General features: G+C 71.4%; 16 protein-coding genes. 4 read left to right on the plus strand and 12 right to left on the minus strand.

What is annotated here, in order from left to right; genetic code table 11:
- Positions 1-82 precede the first annotated feature (82 nt).
- Entirely contained in the window at positions 83-1,522 is a 1,440-nt protein-coding gene (locus FE634_RS16880) for a DHA2 family efflux MFS transporter permease subunit (RefSeq protein ID WP_137295449.1), read from the plus strand.
- A gap of 13 nt (positions 1,523-1,535) precedes the next feature.
- Here the strand turns inward: FE634_RS16880 and FE634_RS16885 are convergent, their stop codons facing one another.
- Complete coding sequence (locus FE634_RS16885; RefSeq protein WP_137295450.1) at positions 1,536-2,531, minus strand: stage II sporulation protein M; 996 nt, start codon at positions 2,529-2,531, stop codon at positions 1,536-1,538.
- A gap of 80 nt (positions 2,532-2,611) precedes the next feature.
- On the opposite strand from FE634_RS16885, the gene FE634_RS16890 reads away from it, so the two are divergent.
- Positions 2,612-3,421, plus strand: a complete 810-nt coding sequence (locus FE634_RS16890; protein ID WP_138876555.1) for an RDD family protein — start codon at positions 2,612-2,614, stop codon at positions 3,419-3,421.
- On the opposite strand, the gene FE634_RS16895 is transcribed toward FE634_RS16890, so the two are convergent.
- From FE634_RS16895 to FE634_RS16940, 10 genes are all read right to left on the minus strand, one after another.
- The gene (locus FE634_RS16895; RefSeq protein WP_262347463.1) at positions 3,405-4,706 is read right to left on the minus strand and encodes an MFS transporter; all 1,302 of its coding nucleotides are present in this window, start codon (positions 4,704-4,706) and stop codon (positions 3,405-3,407) included. The genes FE634_RS16890 and FE634_RS16895 overlap by 17 nt on opposite strands.
- Positions 4,707-4,788: 82 nt before the next feature.
- Positions 4,789-5,520 carry a tRNA (guanosine(46)-N7)-methyltransferase TrmB gene (trmB, locus tag FE634_RS16900; RefSeq protein WP_137295452.1) on the minus strand — a complete coding sequence of 244 codons (732 nt, stop codon included), beginning with the start codon at positions 5,518-5,520 and terminating at the stop codon, positions 4,789-4,791.
- Positions 5,521-5,554: 34 nt separating this feature from the next.
- Positions 5,555-5,902 (minus strand): DUF4190 domain-containing protein, encoded by a 348-nt coding sequence (locus FE634_RS16905; RefSeq protein WP_137295453.1) that lies wholly within the window; start codon positions 5,900-5,902, stop codon positions 5,555-5,557.
- A 113-nt stretch (positions 5,903-6,015) separates the two neighbouring features.
- Positions 6,016-7,209, minus strand: a complete 1,194-nt coding sequence (gene tuf, locus FE634_RS16910; protein WP_137295454.1) for an elongation factor Tu — start codon at positions 7,207-7,209, stop codon at positions 6,016-6,018.
- Between the two features lie 95 nt (positions 7,210-7,304).
- Positions 7,305-9,368 (minus strand): elongation factor G, encoded by a 2,064-nt coding sequence (gene fusA, locus FE634_RS16915; RefSeq protein WP_246060945.1) that lies wholly within the window; start codon positions 9,366-9,368, stop codon positions 7,305-7,307.
- A 125-nt stretch (positions 9,369-9,493) separates the two neighbouring features.
- Entirely contained in the window at positions 9,494-9,964 is a 471-nt protein-coding gene (gene rpsG, locus FE634_RS16920) for a 30S ribosomal protein S7 (RefSeq protein WP_134766929.1), read from the minus strand.
- The gene (gene rpsL / locus FE634_RS16925; protein WP_134766928.1) at positions 9,964-10,338 is read right to left on the minus strand and encodes a 30S ribosomal protein S12; all 375 of its coding nucleotides are present in this window, start codon (positions 10,336-10,338) and stop codon (positions 9,964-9,966) included. Before rpsL ends, rpsG begins: the two co-directional genes overlap by 1 nt.
- A 201-nt stretch (positions 10,339-10,539) precedes the next feature.
- The gene (locus tag FE634_RS16930; RefSeq protein WP_137295456.1) at positions 10,540-11,835 is read right to left on the minus strand and encodes an MFS transporter; all 1,296 of its coding nucleotides are present in this window, start codon (positions 11,833-11,835) and stop codon (positions 10,540-10,542) included.
- Positions 11,836-11,845: 10 nt separating this feature from the next.
- Complete coding sequence (locus FE634_RS16935; RefSeq protein WP_246060941.1) at positions 11,846-12,295, minus strand: MarR family winged helix-turn-helix transcriptional regulator; 450 nt, start codon at positions 12,293-12,295, stop codon at positions 11,846-11,848.
- Between the two features lie 301 nt (positions 12,296-12,596).
- Positions 12,597-14,045, minus strand: a complete 1,449-nt coding sequence (locus FE634_RS16940; protein ID WP_148240795.1) for an NCS2 family permease — start codon at positions 14,043-14,045, stop codon at positions 12,597-12,599.
- Between the two features lie 123 nt (positions 14,046-14,168).
- Here FE634_RS16940 and FE634_RS16945 point away from each other — a divergent pair, with 123 nt between their 5' ends.
- Complete coding sequence (locus FE634_RS16945) at positions 14,169-14,468, plus strand: DUF2530 domain-containing protein (protein WP_246060942.1); 300 nt, start codon at positions 14,169-14,171, stop codon at positions 14,466-14,468.
- A 48-nt stretch (positions 14,469-14,516) separates the two neighbouring features.
- Here the strand turns inward: FE634_RS16945 and FE634_RS16950 are convergent, their stop codons facing one another.
- Positions 14,517-15,308 (minus strand): DUF3027 domain-containing protein, encoded by a 792-nt coding sequence (locus FE634_RS16950; protein ID WP_246060943.1) that lies wholly within the window; start codon positions 15,306-15,308, stop codon positions 14,517-14,519.
- 89 nt (positions 15,309-15,397) lie between these two features.
- Between FE634_RS16950 and FE634_RS16955 the strand changes: the two genes are divergently transcribed.
- A complete protein-coding gene (locus tag FE634_RS16955) occupies positions 15,398-16,864 on the plus strand; it encodes an MFS transporter (protein ID WP_148240796.1) in 1,467 nt (488 codons plus the stop codon).
- The last annotated feature ends 36 nt before the right edge of the window (positions 16,865-16,900 follow it).

A 16,900-nucleotide genomic window follows, 5' to 3' on the forward strand; every position in this document is an offset into this window, starting at 1 on the left:
GCCGTCGGACGCCGTGTTGGCACTGACTGCCACGTTCACCCAGACTGACCGCACACCGACCCACCGCGTCCAGGAGCACCCCGTGACCACCACCACCACCGACGCCCCGCCCGCCGCGTCCGCCTCGATCCCCGGCGCGAACCGGCTGATCGCGCTGCTGGTCGGCTCGGCGTTCGTCGTCATCCTCAACGAGACCATCATGGGCGTCGCGCTGCCCGAGCTGATGCGCGAGTTCGACGTGCCCGCGACGACGGCGCAGTGGCTGACCACCGCGTTCCTGCTGACGATGGCGGTCGTCATCCCGATCACCGGGTTCCTGCTGACCCGCTTCCCGCTGCGCGCGGTGTTCGTGGCGGCGATGACGTCGTTCAGCCTCGGCACCCTGGTCGCGGCCACCGCGCCGGTCTTCCCGGTGCTGGTGGGCGGACGCGTCGTGCAGGCGGTCGGCACCGCGCTGATGATGCCGCTGCTCATCACCACGATCCTCAACCTGGTCGAGCCCGCGCGCCGCGGCCGGATGATGGGCACGGTCTCGATCGTCATCTCCGTCGCGCCCGCGATCGGGCCCACGGTCTCCGGGCTGGTGCTGAACTCGCTCTCCTGGCGCTGGATGTTCTGGATCGTGCTGCCCATCGCCCTGCTGTCGCTCGCCCTGGGCGCGACCTGGGTCCGCAACGTCACCGAGCCGCGGCGGGTGCGGGTCGACGCCGGCTCCGTCGTCCTCTCCGCGCTCGCCTTCAGCGGCCTGATCTACGGGCTGAGCAGCATCGGCGAGAGCGCCACCGGCCACACGCCGGTGCCGGTCTGGATCCCGCTCGTCGTCGGCGCGGTCGCGCTGGCGGCGTTCATCGCCCGGCAGCTCCAGCTCTCGGACCGGGCGCTGCTCGACCTGCGCGTCTTCGCGACCCGCTCCTTCACCGTCGCGGTCGCCCTCGTCGCGGTGAGCATGATGGCGCTCTTCGGCACCCTGATCCTGCTGCCGCTCTACCTCCAGGACGTGCTCGGCCTCTCCACCCTGCAGACCGGCCTGGTGCTCCTCCCCGGCGGCCTGACGATGGGCCTGCTCGCGCCGGTCGTCGGGCGGGTCTTCGACCGCGTCGGTCCGCGGCCGCTCGTCGCGCCCGGTGCCGCCCTCACCAGCGTCGCGCTCTGGGGCATGACGACCCTGGACGTCGACACCTCCCGCCCCACCGTCATCGCGCTGCACGTCGTCATGAGCATCGGCCTGGCGCTGATGTTCACGCCGCTGATGACCTCGGCCCTCGGGTCGCTGCCGCAGCAGCTCTACTCCCACGGCAGCGCGATCGTCTCCACGCTCCAGCAGGTCGCCGGGGCGGCCGGCACGGCGCTGTTCATCACCGTGATGACGCGGCGGACGACCTCGGCCACCGCCGACGGAACGCCCCTGGTCGACGCGACCGCCGAGGGCATCCACGCCGCCCTGATGTACGGCGGGGTGATCTCGGCCGCCGCCGTCGGGGTGGCGCTGCTGGTGCGGCGTCCGGTGCCGGTCGAGGTCTGAGCCCGGAGGCGGGTCAGGCCTGCGTCGCGACCGTGTCCTCGAGCAGGTCCGCCGACAGGTCCCCGGTCTCGCCCTCGGCGACGGCACGTCGTCCGAGGGTGAAGACGTAGAGCACGAACACGGCGAGCGCCAGCGCGCCGATGCCGATCCGCGCCCACGTCGGCAGCGGCGACGGCGTCACGAAGGCCTCGATGACGCCGCTCACCAGCAGGACGACGACCAGGCCGAGGGAGACGGTGATCGCCGTGCGGCCCTCGTGGGCCATCGACTGCGCCCGGGTCAGTGAGCCGGGCTCGACGAAGGACCAGAACAGCCGGAGCCCGAAGCCGGCCGCGACGAAGACCGCGGTCAGCTCGAGCAGCCCGTGCGGCAGGATCAGGCCGAAGAAGAGGTCGCCGCGGTCGTGGCGGATCATGATCGAGCCGATGACGGCGACGTTCAGCAGGTTGTTGAACAGCAGCACCACCACGGGGAACCCCAGCACGCCGAGGGCGATGCAGAGCGCGGCCACCCAGGCGTTGTTGATCCACACCCGGGCCGCGAAGCTCTGGGCCGGGTTCTCGCTGTAGTAGCTCTCGAAGTCGGTGTCGACGAGCTGGTCGACCTCGGCCGGGCTCAGCAGGTTCTGCTCGACGCTCGGGTGGTCGAGCAGCCACAGCAGCATGATCGCCATCACCACGACGTTCGCGACCCACGTGCCGATCCACCACCAGCGCAGCCGGTACAGCGCGGCCGGGAAGCGGTGGGTGAAGAACCGGCCGAGGCGCGCCCACGTGGACGTGCGGGTGCCGACCAGCTTGATCCGCGTGCGGGCGAGCAACGACGACAGGTAGGCGATGAGGTGGCTGTCGGGCGACGACGTGCGGACCACGGACAGGTGGGTCGCGACCTGCTGGTAGCGCTCGACGAGCTCGTCGCTCTCGGAGCCGGACAGCCGGCCGCGTCCCGCGAGCTCCTCGAGCCGGTGCCACTCGTGCGAGTGCGCGAGCACGTAGGCGTCGAGATCCACGGGGCCACCCTATATAGGGTCCGCAGCAGGGCCGCCGACGTCCCGACCGCCCCGCACCCGCACCTGGGAGAATGACGCCGATGCCCGCACGCGAGTTCAACATGCTCACCAGTGACGACCTCGTCACCGGCGAGGCGGTCGCGCTCGACCTGCCGCCGGCCGGGCTGGGCTCGCGGATCGCCTCGGGGATCATCGACGTCGTCGCGACGATCGGGACGCTCGTCGTGCTGGCGATCATCATCGGGGTGGCCGCCACCCACGCCGACCCGGCGCTGGCCGACGCGATGCTGATCCTCACCACGGTCCTGGTGTTCGTCGTGGTGCCGACCACCCTCGAGACCCTGACCCGGGGGCGGTCGCTGGGGAAGCTGGCGCTCGGCCTGCGCACCGTGCGCGACGACGCCGGCCCGATCTCCTTCCAGCACGCCCTGATCCGCTCGCTGGTCGGGTTCGTCGAGGTCTACGCCTTCTTCGGTGCCCCGGCGTTCCTCTCGGCGCTGGTGAGCGGTCGCGGCAAGCGGCTCGGCGACTACGCCGCGGGCACCTACGTCGTCCGCAGCCGGGTCGCCCTCTCGCTCCCCCACCCGCCGCCCATGCCGCCGCACCTCGCCGGCTGGGCCGCCCGGGCCGACATCACCTCGCTGCCCACCGGCCTCGCCCTGGCCGTGCGCCAGTACCTCGGCCGGCTCCCCACGCTCGACCCGGCCTCACGGGTGCGGGTCGGCACCCGGCTGGCCGAGCAGGTCTCCGAGCACGTGGCGCCCCTCCCCCCGCGCGGCACCGCGCCGGAGGACTTCCTCGCCGCGGTCGTCGCCGCCCGCCGCGACCGCGACCTGGCCCGGCTGCGACGCCAGGACGACGCCCGCCGCCGGCTCACGTCGCGGGCGTGACCCGCCTCGAGGAGGGTTCCCGCGGGATCGCCAGCACGGCGAACGCCGCCGCGAGGCACAGCACACCCGCGGTCAGCCACGCCGCGAGGTAGTCGCCGGTGCCCTGGCGCACCAGGCCCGCGAAGCTCGCCGCCACCCCCGCCCCGACCATGTGCGCGGCGAAGACCCAGCCGAAGACGACCCCGGCCCGCTCGGGGCCGAAGTGGGCGCGGCACAGCGCGACCGTCGGCGGCACGGTCGCCACCCAGTCGAGGCCGTAGAAGACGATGAAGACGAACAGGCTCGGGTGCACGACGTCGGCGAGCAGGTAGGGCACGGCGAGCAGCGAGAGCCCGCGGAGCAGGTAGTAGACGAGCAGCAGGTAGCGGCTGTCGACGCGGTCGGTGAGCCAGCCGCTGGCCACGGTGCCGACGATGTCGAAGATCCCGATCAGCGCGAGCAGCGACGCCGCCGTCGTCTCGGGCAACCCGTGGTCGTGCGAGGCGGCGATGAAGTGGGTCCCGATCAGCCCGTTCGTCGACCAGCCGCAGATCCAGAACGTGCCGAAGAGGATCCAGAACACCTTCGACCGCGAGCACTCCCGCAGCGTGTCGACCGCGGTCCGCGCGGCGCCGCGCGCCGGTGCTGCCGCCGGGACCGGCGCGGCCAGGGTCGGGTCGGCGCCGTAGGCCGTGGTCCCGACGCTCGCCGGTGAGTCGGCGAGCAGCAGCAGGACCAGCGGCACCAGCAGCAGGGCGAACGCCGCCACCAGCCCGGCCGCCCAGCGCCAGCCGGGGCCGTCGGCGAGGTGGGCGATCGCCGGCAGGAAGACCAGCTGGCCGGTGGAGCTGGCGGCCGAGAAGACCCCGACGACGACGCCGCGGTGCCGCACGAACCAGCGGTTGGCCACGATCGCGCCGAAGACCAGGGCGAGCGACCCGGTGCCGACGCCGATGGCGAAGCCCCACAGCAGCCACAGCTGCCACGCCGACGTCATCACCAGCGTCAGGCCGGAGCCGACGGCCACCAGGGTCAGCGAGGCCGCCACCACCCGGCGCAGCCCGAACCGCTCCATCAGCGCGGCCGCGAAGGGCGCGGTGAGCCCGTAGACGACCAGGTTGAGGCTGACCGCGCCGCTCGTCGTGCCGCGGGACCAGCCGAACTCGTCCTCGAGCGGTCCCAGCAGCGCGCCGGTCGAGGACCGGAAGCCGGCCGCCGCGACCAGCGCGCCCATCGTGATCGCGGCCACCCACCAGGCCCGGTGGAGGCGGCGGGCACCGCGGCGGGACTCGACGGTGACGCTCACCGGCCCAGCCTAGGAGTCGGCGGCGCTCGCCGCGCTCGTGTTCCTGCCACCGGACGACGATCGGGCGACACCCGGCACCCGGTCAGACCCGGCGGTACTCCAGGTCGGTGATGGTGCGGCCCACCGCCAGCCCCTTGCGCTCGAAGCGGGTGACCGGTCGCTCGGGCCACCGCTCGACGACGCCGCCGGTCAGGGCCGGCTCGGCGTCGAGGACCTCGACCATCTGCTCGGCGTAGGCCGCCCAGTCGGTGGCCAGCCGCCAGGCCGCACCCGGTGCGAGGCGGGCGGCGGCTACGGCGGCGAACCGGGGGGCCACCAGGCGCCGCTTGTGGTGCCGGGCCTTGTGCCAGGGGTCGGGGAAGAACGTCCACAGCTCGGCCAGCGACGCCGGCGCCACCCGGTGCTCGAGCAGCCACACCGCGTCGACCCCGCAGAACCGCACGTTGGTCAGGCCCGCCTCGGCGGTCCGGCCGAGGGCCTCGGCGACGCCGGGTCGCCAGACCTCCAGCGCCAGCACGTTGGTCCCCGGCCGGGACGCCGCCAGCGCCACGGTGGCCTCGCCGATGCCGGGCCCGATCTCGACGGCCAGGGGTGCCTCGCGCCCGAACACCTCGGCCCAGGAGAAGTCGGCGGCGTCCACGGCCTCGTCGGGCACGACCCAGGCCCGGTGGTGCGCCTCCCAGGCGGCGGCCTGGCGCGGGGTGAACCGGCTGCCCCGGCGCGAGTAGGAGAGCACCTCGCGGACCGTGCGGCCCTCGTCGGTGACCCTCTGGTGCGGGCGGGCCGGCGGCGGAGCGGGTCGTGCGTCGTTCACGGGGACGATTGTCCCAGGGCCGTCACCGCGGTGCTCAGCCGGCTCGGGTCGAGGTCGATCCCGCCGACAGGAGGGCGACCAGCACGAACAGCACGAGCGCGCCGACGGTGAGCAGGGTCGCCACCATCCCGCAGATTCGGCCGGCGTTCGCCGCCGACCGGGCGCCGTAGCGCCCGCCCGAGCTGTCGATCTCGGCGACGACCCGGTTGCCCTTGACCCAGGCGATGATCCCGAGGACCTGGCACAGCACGAGCCCGAGGATCCCGAGCACGAGCACGGTGGTCGCCTCGGGGTGGTCGACGACCGTGGGCGGCGGGCGCCACCGGCCCGACGTCGACCGCTCCGGGTCGGACCGGTCGCCGGGTGCTCCGTACTGGCTCATGACCACCACCCTGCCGCCGCACCGCCCCGCCCAAACCGCCCGGGACGCACGACAGCCCCGGACCGAGGTCCGGGGCTGTCGGGGTGGAGCGACGGGTCAGTCGACCCGGTGGATCACTTGGTGATCTTGACGACCCGGCCGGCGCCGACGGTGCGGCCACCCTCGCGGATCGCGAAACGCAGGCCCTCGTCCATGGCGATCGGCTGGATCAGCTCGACCGACATCTCCGTGTTGTCGCCGGGCATGACCATCTCGGTGCCCTCGGGGAGGGTCACCACGCCGGTCACGTCGGTGGTACGGAAGTAGAACTGCGGGCGGTAGTTGTTGAAGAACGGCGTGTGGCGGCCGCCCTCCTCCTTCGAGAGGATGTAGACCGAGGCCTCGAAGTTGGTGTGCGGGGTCGTGGTGCCCGGCTTGATGACGACCATGCCGCGCTCGATGTCCTCGCGCTTGGTGCCACGGAGGAGCAGTCCGACGTTCTCGCCGGCCTGGCCCTCGTCGAGGAGCTTGCGGAACATCTCGACACCGGTGACCGTCGACTTCTGGGCGGTCGTGCGGATGCCGATGATCTCGACCTCCTCGTTGACCTTCACGATGCCCCGCTCGATGCGACCGGTGATGACCGTGCCGCGACCGGTGATCGTGAAGACGTCCTCGACGGGCATGAGGAACGGCTTGTCGGTCTCCCGCTCGGGGGTCGGGATCGCCTCGTCGACGGCGTTCATCAGCTCGACGATCGACTCGCCCCACTTCTCGTCGCCCTGGAGCGCCGGGAAGGCAGCCACGCGCACGACGGGGATGTTGTCTCCGTCGAACTCGTAGTCGGAGAGGAGCTCGCGCACCTCCATCTCGACGAGCTCGATGAGCTCCTCGTCGTCGACCATGTCGCACTTGTTGAGCGCGACCACGATCGCCGGGACGCCGACCTGGCGGGCCAGGAGCACGTGCTCCTTGGTCTGCGGCATGGGACCGTCGGTGGCGGCGACCACGAGGATCGCACCATCCATCTGGGCCGCACCGGTGATCATGTTCTTGATGTAGTCCGCGTGACCCGGGCAGTCGACGTGCGCGTAGTGGCGCGCCTCGGTCTGGTACTCGACGTGCGCGATCGAGATCGTGATGCCGCGCTGACGCTCCTCGGGAGCCTTGTCGATGTCCTCGAACGCCGAAGCGGCGTTGAGGTCGGGGTGCTTGTCGTGCAGGACCTTGGTGATCGCCGCGGTCAAGGTCGTCTTGCCGTGGTCGATGTGACCGATCGTGCCGATGTTCACGTGCGGCTTGGTCCGCTCGAACTTCGCCTTAGCCACTGTGGGCTCCTCCTGGTGTGGTTGGTACTTGACTCGTACTGGTGGTGTTGCGACCGAGGGTCCCGGACGCGCAGGTCTCTCCGTGGGAGAGGTGGCTACTCGCCCCGCACCTTCTTGATGATCTCGTCGGCGATGTTCGTGGGAACCTCGGCGTACGAGTCGAACTCCATCGAGTACGAAGCCTGGCCGGAGGTCTTGGACCTCAGGTCGCCAACGTACCCGAACATCTCGGACAGGGGCACAAGGGCGTCGATGACCATGTCACCGTGACGCTCCTCCTGGGCCCTGATCTGGCCCCGGCGCGAGTTGATGTCGCCGATGACCGTGCCGAGGAAGCTCTCCGGCGTGGTCACCTCCACGGCGAACATCGGCTCGAGCAGGACCGGCTTCGCCTGGCGGGCGGCCTCCTTGAAGGCCTGGTTGCCGGCGATCTTGAAGGCCAGCTCGGAGGAGTCGACGTCGTGGTAGGCGCCGTCCTCGAGCGTGAACTTCACGTCGACCATCGGGTAGCCGGCGAGGACGCCGAACTCCATGGCCTCCTGGCCACCCTGGTCGACCGAGGGGATGTACTCCTTGGGCACGCGGCCACCCGACACGGCGTTGACGAACTCGTAGCCCGCACCGACACCGGTCTCGGGGTCGATGTTCGGGCCGATGCCGATGACGACCTTGGCGAACTGGCCGGAGCCACCCGTCTGCTTCTTGTGGGTGTAGGAGTGCTTGGTGATGTCCTTGCGCAGGGTCTCGCGGTAGGCGACCTGCGGCTTGCCGACGGTCGCCTCGACGCGGAACTCGCGCTTCATGCGGTCGACGAGGATCTCGAGGTGGAGCTCGCCCATGCCGGCGATGATCGTCTGACCGGTCTCCTCGTCCGCCTTGACGGTGAATGTGGGGTCCTCGTCGGACAGCCGCTGGATGGCGGTACCGAGCTTCTCCTGGTCACTCTTGGTCTTGGGCTCGATCGCGACCTCGATCACCGGGGCCGGGAAGGTCATCGACTCGAGGATCACCTGGTTCTGCGGGTCGGACAGGGTGTGTCCGGTCTTGGTGTCCTTGAGGCCCATGACGGCCACGATCTGGCCGGCGCCGACCGACGCGATCTCCTCACGCTTGTTGGCGTGCATCTGGTAGACCTTGCCGATCCGCTCCTTGCGGCCGTTGACCGAGTTGACCACGGTCGCGCCGGCCTCGAGCTTGCCGGAGTAGACGCGGACGTAGATCAGCTTGCCCAGGTGCGGGTCGGTGGCGATCTTGTAGGCCAGGCCCGAGAACGGCTCGTCGTCGGAGGGAAGGCGGCGGATCTCCTTCTCCTCGTCGCGCGGGTCGTGGCCGATGATCGCGTCGATGTCGAGCGGGCTCGGCAGGAACTTCACGACGGCGTCGAGCAGGGGCTGGACGCCCTTGTTCTTGAACGCGGTGCCGCACAGGACCGGGTTGAGCTTGTCGGCCAGGGTGGCGCGACGGATCGCGGCCTCGAGCTCCTCCACCGAGAAGACGTCGCCCTCGTCGAGGTAGCGCTCCATGATGTCGTCGTCGGTCTCGGCGACGGTCTCGACGAGCTTCTCGCGGTACTCCGCGGCCTGCTCGGCGAGCTCGGCCGGGATCTCCTCGACCTCGTAGTCCTCACCGATCTTGGTCTCGCCGCGCCACACGAGGGCGCGCATCCCGACCAGGTCGACGACACCGAGGAAGTCGGACTCGGCACCGATGGGCAGCTGCAGCACCAGCGGGGTGGAGTTGAGGCGCTCGACCATCATGTCGACGCAGCGGAAGAAGTCGGCGCCGGTGCGGTCGAGCTTGTTGACGAAGCACATCCGCGGCACGGAGTACTTGTTGGCCTGGCGCCAGACCGTCATGGTCTGCGGCTCCACGCCGGCGACACCGTCGAAGACCGCGACGGCGCCGTCGAGGACGCGCAGCGAGCGCTCGACCTCGGCGGTGAAGTCGACGTGCCCGGGGGTGTCGATGATGTTGATCTGGTGGTCCTTCCACCAGCAGGTCGTCGCGGCGGACGTGATCGTGATGCCGCGCTCCTGCTCCTGCTCCATCCAGTCCATCGTCGCCGCGCCCTCGTGGACTTCACCGATCTTGTAGCTGATGCCGGTGTAGAAGAGGATGCGCTCGGTCGTCGTGGTCTTGCCCGCGTCGATGTGGGCCATGATGCCGATGTTGCGAACGACGTTCAGGTCGGTCGTGATGTTGACAGCCACTTGCGTCAGCGTTCCTTAGAGGTCGAGAGGGACTGGTGGGGCAGGGACGCCGCGTGCGGCGTCCCTGCCACGCATCACCAGCGGTAGTGGGCGAAGGCCTTGTTGGACTCGGCCATCTTGTGGGTGTCCTCGCGCTTCTTCACCGCGGCACCGAGGCCGTTGGAGGCGTCGAGGATCTCGTTCATGAGCCGCTCGTGCATGGTCTTCTCACGACGGTCGGCGGCGTAGCCGACGAGCCAGCGCAGCGCGAGCGTGGTGCCGCGCGTGCCCTTGACCTCGATCGGGACCTGGTAGGTCGCGCCACCGACGCGGCGGGACTTGACCTCGATGGCCGGCTTCACGTTCTCCAGCGCACGCTTGAGCGTGACGACCGGGTCGGTGCCGTTCTTCTCGCGGCAGCCCTCGAGGGCGGTGTAGACGATGCGCTGGGCGACCTGCTTCTTGCCGTCCTGCAGGACCTTGGAGACCAGCTGGGAGACGAGCTGCGACCCGTAGACCGGGTCGATGTCGATCGGCCGCTTCGGGGCGGGACCCTTGCGGGGCATTAGCTCTTCTCCTTCTTGGCGCCGTACTTGCTGCGGCCCTGCTTGCGGTTCTTGACACCCTGGGTGTCGAGCGAGCCGCGGATGATCTTGTAGCGGACACCGGGGAGGTCCTTCACCCGGCCACCGCGCACGAGCACGATGGAGTGCTCCTGGAGGTTGTGGCCCACGCCCGGGATGTAGGCCGTGACCTCGACGCCGCTGGACAGGCGCACACGGGCGACCTTGCGCAGGGCGGAGTTCGGCTTCTTCGGGGTGGTGGTGTAGACGCGGGTGCACACACCGCGTCGCTGGGGCGATTCCTTCAGGGCAGGCGTCTTGTTCTTGGACACCTTGTCCTGGCGGCCCTTGCGGACCAACTGCTGAATGGTGGGCACCTGGTGGTTCCCTTTCGGTCTACTCTCGGTGCCCGGCGACCTGCCGGGCACGGTGATGTTGCGGTGGAGATCGTGCCGTGGAGAACGGCCCTGGTCCGCATCGAGCATCGGGTGGGCGCGCGGGGTGCCGGAGACTCCGAGCACCAAGGGTCAAGGCTACCGGCCGTGCCCAGGCAGGACAAATCAACCCGACGGCGCCGCTCAGGTCGCCTGGACGGCCTCGGGGACGGCGTCCTGCACCGCGGGCTCCTCGCGCCGGCGCACCTCGGCGAGCAGCCCGCGCCAGCCGCCGGTCAGGCGGGCGTACACCGCGACGGCCACGACGACGCCGACCAGGGTCAGCAGGCCGCCGGCCGCGAAGGTCCAGCGCGCCCCGAACCGCTCCCCCACGTAGCCGATGATCGGCGAGCCGATCGGCGTGCCCCCCATGACGATGGTCATGTAGAGCGCCATCACCCGTCCGCGCAGCTCGGGGGCCGCGGTCAGCTGCATCATCGCGTTGGCCGAGTTTAGCATCGTGAGGGTGGCCAGGCCGATCAGCGGCACGAACAGCGCGAACGACAGGTACGTCGGCAGCGTCGAGGCCACCACCAGCGCCACACCGAAGCCGACGGCCGAGCCGAGGAGCAGCCGCAGCCGGATCCGGGTGCGCCGCGCGGACAGCAGCGCCCCGGTCAGCGAGCCGACAGCGACGGCCGAGCCGAGGACGCCGAACTCCCCCGCCCCCTTGCCGAACGTCTCGGTGGCCATCAGCGCCGAGGTGACCTGGAAGTTCATGCCGAAGGTGCCGGCGAAGAAGACCACGATGAGGATCAGCACCATCCGCGGCTGGCTGCGGACGTAGCGCACGCCCTCCAGCAGCGCTCCCGGCCGGCGTCCGGTCGGCTTCGGCGAGTGCAGCTGGGCCAGGTCCATCCGCTCGAGCTGGGCGATGATCGCCAGGTAGGACACCGCGTTGACCAGGATCACCCAGCCGGTGGCCCGCGAGCCGTCACCGAGCGCGTGGATCAGGAGCCCGGCCAGCGCCGGGCCGAGGATGCGCGCGAGGTTGAACGAGGCGGAGTTGAGGCCGACGGCGTTGGTCAGCTCGTCGGGCTCGACCATCTCGGAGACGAACGACTGGCGCGCCGGGGCGTCGAAGGCCGAGCCGATGCCGAAGGCGAACGCGATCGCGTAGACGTGCCACGTCTGCGCCGCACCGGTGACCGCGAGGACGCCGAGCAGCAGGCTGGCCAGCGCCATCGTGCCCTGGGTGACCTGCAGCAGCCGTCGCTTCGGGAACCGGTCGGCGATGACGCCGGCGTACGGCGAGAGGAGCAGCACCGGCAGGAACTGCAGCCCGGTCGTGATGCCGAGCGCCGTGCCGCCGCCGCCGAGGGTCAGGACCAGCCAGTCCTGGGCGATGCGCTGCATCCAGGTGCCGGTGTTGGAGACCAGCGTGCCGGCGACGTAGAGCCGGTAGTTGTGGTTGCGGAGGGCGCGGAAGGTGGGGCTCATGCAGTGGTGCTCATTCAGTCGTGGCCAGTCTTTCCAAGATCGGGGCGGCGGCGCGGAGGACGGCGCGCTCGTCGGGGGTCAGGTCGCGCAGCCGGCGGGCCAGCCACTCGTCGCGGCGGCGCCGGTCGGCCAGCAGCGTGGTGCGCCCGCTGTCGGTCAGGGCGACGACGACCTGGCGCCCGTCGGTCTCGTGGGCGCGACGGCTCACGTAGCCGTCGCGCTCGAGGCAGTTCACGGTGCGGGTCATGCTCGGCGGCTGCACCCGCTCGTGGGCCGCGAGCTCGCCCACGGCCAGGTCGCCGGTGCGGTACAGCGCGCCGAGCACCGCCATGGCGTTCATGCTCAGCTCGTTGTCGGGGTGCCGCTCGTTGGCGAGACGCCGGCGCAGCCGCATGACCGAGATGCGGAGCTCGGACGCGAGCCCGGCATCGGTGCGGGCGGCCTTCTGGACGGTGGGCATGTCGTTAGCATAACTCATTACCCTTGCTAAGCATTCCGCCACACGCGCCCCGTCGGAGGTTGAGCAAGCGAGCGCCAGCGAGCGCCGACGAAACCGCCCGAGCCGCCCAGCCACCGGAGGTTGAGCAAGCGAGCGCCAGCGAGCGCCGACGAAACCGCCCGAGCCGCCCAGCCACCGGAGGTTGAGCAAGCGAGCGCCAGCGAGCGCCGACGAAACCGCCCGAGCCTCCTCGCCAGCCCCGCCGAGCTCGCCCGACCACCGACGAGAAGGTCTCCTGGTCGCTGCGCGACGAGGACCCTCGTCAGGTCAGCAGGTCGGTGAGCGGGTTGATCGCGAAGTACAGGACGAACAGCCCGGCGACGACCCAGAGGATCGGGCCGACCTGGGAGGCCTTGCCGAGCACGAGCTTGAGCAGCACGTAGGTCAGGAAGCCGGCGCCGATGCCGACCGAGATCGAGTACGTGAAGGGCATCAGGACGATGGTGAGGAACGCCGGGAGGGCGATCTCGAGGTCGGTCCAGTCGATGTCGGTGACCTGCTGCATCATCAGGAAGCCGACCAGGACCAGCGCCGGGACGGCGGCCTCGGAGGGGATCACGGCCACGACGGGGGCGATGAAGATCGTGAGCAGGAAGCACAGCCCGGTGACGACCGAGGCCAGCCCGGTGCGCGCACCCTCGCCGACGCCGGAGGCCGACTCGATGTAGGACGTGTTCGACGAGACGCCGCCCAGCCCGCCGGCGGCCGCGGCGATCGAGTCGACGACGAGGATCTTCTGGGTGTTCGGCGGCATCGAGTCCTCGTCGAGCAGCCCGGCCTCGGCGCCGACGGCGGTCATCGTGCCGAGGGTGTCGAAGAAGTCGGCGAGCAGCAGCGTGAAGACGAAGAGCAGCGCCACCACGACGCCGGCGCGGTCGAAGCCGCCGAGCAGGTTGAACTCGCCCAGGGTGCCGAAGTCGGGCCCGCTCCACTCGTCCGGGAACGACGGCACGGTGAGCATCCAGCCGGTCGGGCTGTCGGCGCCGAACTCCCCGATCGCCTCGACCACGATGGCCAGCACCGTGGTCACCACGATCGTGATGAGGATGGCACCGGGCACCTTGCGCACCCACAGCGCGACGAGCAGGAGCAGGCCGAGCGCGAAGACCAGCACGGGCCAGCCGTCGAGCTGGCCGGTCTGGCCGAGCTGCACGGGCACGGAGGTGTTGGCGACGTCGGGGATGCGCTGCACGAAGCCGGCGTCCACGAAGCCGATCAGGGCGATGAACAGGCCGATGCCGACCGAGATGGCCACCTTCAGCTGCTTCGGGACGGCGTGGAAGACCGCCTCCCGGAACCCGGTGAGCACCAGCACGAGGATCACCACGCCCTCGATCACGACCAGGCCCATCGCGTCGGCCCAGGTCATCTGGGTGGCGACCGAGAAGGCCAGGAACGCGTTGAGCCCGAGGCCGGAGGCGATGGCGAGCGGGAAGTTCGCGACCGCACCCATCAGGATCGACATCACCCCGGCGACCAGCGCCGTGCCGGCGGCGATGGCCGCGATGTTGGGCTCCGCGCCGCCGCCGAGGAACTTGCCGTCGGCGTCGACGGCGTAGCCCAGGATCAGCGGGTTGAGCACGACGATGTAGGCCATCGTGAAGAACGTGACCACGCCGCCGCGGACCTCGCGCCCCACCGTGGAGCCCCGGTCGGAGATCTTGAAGTAGCCGTCGAGGCCCGCCGCGGAGGTGAGGTTCTTCTCGCTCATGGCGGCAGGATGCCAGCACCCCGGCCGTCCCCGTGCACGGTGTCCGGCCCCGGGTCGAGACCGGCGCCGTCCCGGGGCGCCGGCGACCGCCGCGGCACCGGTCCGCGGGGGTACGGTGACGGCGTGGAGTTCCGCGACGACCAGCCGATGAAGCACGAGATCGGCAACCGCACCTACCTCCTCGCCGACGTCGAGCCGCTCGACCCCGACGGCGTGCGCAGCGTCGAGGTCGGCACCGCGGTGTTCTTCCTCGGCTTCCTGGCGCTGCTGCCGTTCTACGGCCGGCTCGAGGAGAACGGCGAGCAGTGGTGGCTGTGGACCTGCCTGGTCGGCATGGGCCTGGGCCTGCTCGGCCTCGAGGTGTGCCGGCGCCGGCGCCGGGCCCGCCAGGAGCGCGCGGCGGCGGAGCCGAGCGCCGGGTAGCGACCGGGCGGCGGCGAGGGGCGCCGACCCGGGGGTCGGGCGCTGCGGCTAGAAGCTCTCGAACTCGTCGCGGCTGAGGGTGTCGAAGACGTGGTCGGGCATCGGAAGCGGCTCGAACTTCTTGGCCAGGCGCACCTCGGAGTGCGCGCCGCAGCCGTGCTGGAAGGCGACCACGCGGCCGTCGTCGTTGGCGTCGCCGTTGGCGCAGACGCCGAACGTCTGTGACAGGGGGCCGGCCAGGCGGAGCAGGAAGCCACAGCTCGAGCACGGCTCGGGCGCGGCCTGCGCGACTGGGGAGTCGGGGCCGGGCTCGCCCTCGTACCAGCGCTGGACGGCGAGGTCGCGGCCCTCCGGGGAGAGCGTGCGCACCCGGCCGAGGCCGAGCTCCTGCGCGACCTGGCGGACCTGGGCCTTGTCGTCGGCGTCGAGCGGGTCGTCGCCGAAGGAGTACGTCGGCACCAGCCGCGGGTCGTCGTCGTCGACCGGGAGGAGGTCGCCCGGCGACATGTCACCGGGCTGGATCCGTTCGCGGTAGGGCACCCAGGCGGGGGCGGTGATCGCGCTCGACCCGGGGAGCAGCACCACCTCGGCGACGGTGATCTGCTTCTGGCGGTAGGCCCGGACCACGGTGACGGCCCAGCGCCAGCCGACGTACCCGGGACGGCGGCACTCGAAGAGGTGGGTGACGGTCCGCTCGGCCTCGACCTCGGCCTCGACGCCGAGGTGGTCGCCGACCTCGGAGGCGGGCACCTCCTCGACCAGGGCCGACCGCGCGACGTCGACGGCCTTGGCCGCGACGCTGTCGGGCTGCAGGGTCACCAGGGTCGTGGACGGGGTCACGGTCGCAAGCATGACTGATCGGGGCCGCCGATGTCAGGTCGGGGCGGGTCTGCCGCGTGCCGCCACCCGGAACGGGCAGGATGTGCCGCATGACCTCCGGCCCCCCCGATCACGGGAGCGACCACCCGAACGCCGACCGGGCGCGGGCGGTCGGCCAGGGGCTGGGCACCGGCGCCAAGGTGACCGCGCGCGGGGTGCGGGCCACCGCCCGCGTCGGCGGTCGCTTCGGCAAGTACGCGGTCGGACAGGCCAGGCGGGCCGCGAACGCCCAGGGTGCCGAGAAGTCCGGGCTGAACCGCCTCATCTACCTGCACGCCGCCAACGCGGCCGGCGACGCCGCCGTCGCGATCTCGCTCGCGACCACCGTGTTCTTCGCCGGCGCCACCAGCGAGGCCCGCGGCCAGGTCGCGCTCTTCCTCGGCCTGACGATGCTGCCGTTCGCGGTCGTGGCGCCGCTGATCGGGCCCTTCCTCGACCGGTTCAGCCACGGGCGCCGGTGGGCCATCGGGTCGACGTTCGCGATCCGGGCTTTCCTGTGCTGGGTGCTCGCCGGGGCGGTGGCGGCCGAGTCGGCGCTGCTCTACCCCGCGGCGCTCGGGGTCCTGGTCTCCTCCAAGGCCTACGGCGTCACGCGCGCCGCCGCCATCCCGCGGCTGCTGCCGGAGGACTTCACCCTCGTCAAGGCCAACGGCCGCGTCTCCCTCGCCGGCCTGGTGGGCGGGGCGATCTCGGCACCGCTGGCCGGCGGCGCCGCCTACCTCGGCGCCCAGTGGTCGCTGCGCTACGCGTTCCTGGTCTTCGTGGTCGGCACCGTGGCGGCGATCCTGCTGCCCGCCAAGGTCGACTCCAGCGAGGGCGAGCAGTCGGTGTCGCTGCGCAAGCCCGAGCCGGGCGAGCCGCGCCGCGGCACCCAGATCCCCTCCCAGGTCGCCTACGCGCTGCGGGCCAACTGCGGCCCGCGCTGGCTCTCGGGCTTCCTCACCATGTACATGGCCTTCCTGCTGCGCGACAAACCGCTCGACGGGTGGGAGGACCGCCAGACGATCCTGCTCGGGATCGTCATCGGCGGGGCGGCCGCCGGCAACGCGATCGGGATCTTCCTGGCCTCCGTCCTCAAACGGATCAACCCGGCGGTCACCGTCACCTTCGCGCTGCTGGCCGACGCCGCGATGGTGCTCACCGGCGCCCTGTTCTACGGCGTGGTCGTGCTCGCCGGCCTCGGCCTGGTCGCCGGGCTGGCGCAGTCGCTGGCCAAGGTCTCGCTCGACTCCACCATCCAGAGCGGGGTGCCGGTGCACGTGCAGGCGAGCGCCTTCGCCCGCAGCGACACCACGTTGCAGCTGGCGTGGGTGATCGGCGGCTTCGTGGGCATCGCCCTGCCGCAGATCCCCCGCCTGGGGCTCGGCGTCGCGCTCGTCGTCCTCGTCGCGTGGACGCTGTTCGTGCTCTCGTCGACGCCACGCACCGGACGTCGTCCGGCCGGGCCTCCCCCGCCGCCCGCCGCCCCCCGCCCCGGCGGGTCCGACACCGCGCCGGTGTCGTTGGAGAAGGACTGAGGGCCTGACGTGCGGGAGTTTCACCGCTGGAGCGGT

The sequence above is a fragment of the Nocardioides sp. S-1144 genome, assembly GCF_005954645.2.
In the GTDB taxonomy this organism is placed as follows: Bacteria; Actinomycetota; Actinomycetes; order Propionibacteriales; family Nocardioidaceae; genus Nocardioides; species Nocardioides dongxiaopingii.